Source organism: Allosalinactinospora lopnorensis, assembly GCF_000981225.1.
In the GTDB taxonomy this organism is placed as follows: domain Bacteria; phylum Actinomycetota; class Actinomycetes; order Streptosporangiales; family Streptosporangiaceae; genus Allosalinactinospora; species Allosalinactinospora lopnorensis.
The window spans coordinates 1-1,292 of record NZ_LAJC01000178.1 but is presented as its reverse complement, the minus strand read 5'-3'; the positions used below and the strand labels follow the sequence as shown (position 1 = coordinate 1,292).

The 1,292-nt window shown below is 69.1% G+C and carries 1 pseudogene; it reads right to left on the bottom strand.

What is annotated here, in order from left to right:
- Positions 1 to 1,292, bottom strand: a pseudogene (locus tag VS93_RS26360) (type I polyketide synthase); the annotation flags it as partial.

Genomic DNA, 1,292 nt, shown 5'->3' with positions numbered 1-1,292 from the left:
CTCGTCCTCCGCAGCGGGGGCCTGCTCGACGATGAGGTGGGCGTTGGTGCCGCTGGCACCGAAGGAGGACACACCGGCCCGCCGCGGGCGACCGGTCTCGGGCCAATCCACCGCCTCACTGAGCAGGCGCACGTTGCCCGTGTTCCAGTCGACGTGCGGCGTGGGCTCCTGGGCGTGCAACGTCGGCGGCAACACCCCATGCCGCATCGCCTGCACCATCTTCATCACACCACCCACACCCGCGGCCGCCTGCGTGTGCCCGACATTGGACTTCAACGACCCCAACCACAACGGCCGATCCTCAGCCCGCCCCTGCCCATAAGTCGCCAACAACGCCCGCGCCTCGATCGGATCCCCCAACGCCGTCCCGGTACCATGCGCCTCCACCGCATCCACATCCACCGGCACCAACCCCGCACTCGCCAGCGCCCGCTGGATCACCCGCTCCTGCGACGGACCACTCGGCGCGGTCAACCCATTGGACGCCCCATCCTGGTTGATGGCCGAACCCCGAATCGTCGCCAGGACGGGATGGCCGTTGCGCCGCGCATCGGAGAGCCGCTCCACCAGCAGCATCCCCGCACCCTCGGCCCAGGCCGTTCCATCCGCGGAGGCCGCGAACGACTTGCACCGCCCGTCCGGGGCCAACCCCCGCTGCCGGGAGAACTCCACGAACAACCCCGGGGTGGCCATCACCGTCACCCCGCCGGCCAGCGCCAGCGAACACTCCCCCGCCCGCAACGCCTGCACCGCCTGATGCAACGCCACCAACGACGACGAACACGCCGTATCCACCGTCACCGCCGGCCCCTCCAACCCCAGGGTGTAGGCGATACGCCCCGAGACGATACTGGCCGCCGTTCCCGTCAGCAGGTACCCCTCGACCTCGGGAACCCCCGACAGTCCCGCCGCGTAGTCCTGACCGTTGCTGCCCACGAACACACCCGTGGCACTGCCCCGCACCGACCCCGGATCGATACCGGCCCGCTCCAACACCTCCCACGAAACCTCCAACAGCAACCGCTGCTGCGGATCCATCGCCGCCGCCTCACGCGGACTGATCCCGAAAAACCCCGCATCGAACTCAGCCGCGTCCTCCAAGAACCCCCCATGCCGGCATAAGAGGTCCCCACACGATCCGGATCCGGGTCATACAACCCCTCCAGATCCCACCCCCGATCACCCGGAAACCCCGCAATCGCCTCCTCCCCCTTGACCACCAACTCCCACAACTCCTCCGCGGAACACACCCCACCCGGAAACCGACACCCCATCGCCACAACCGCGACCGG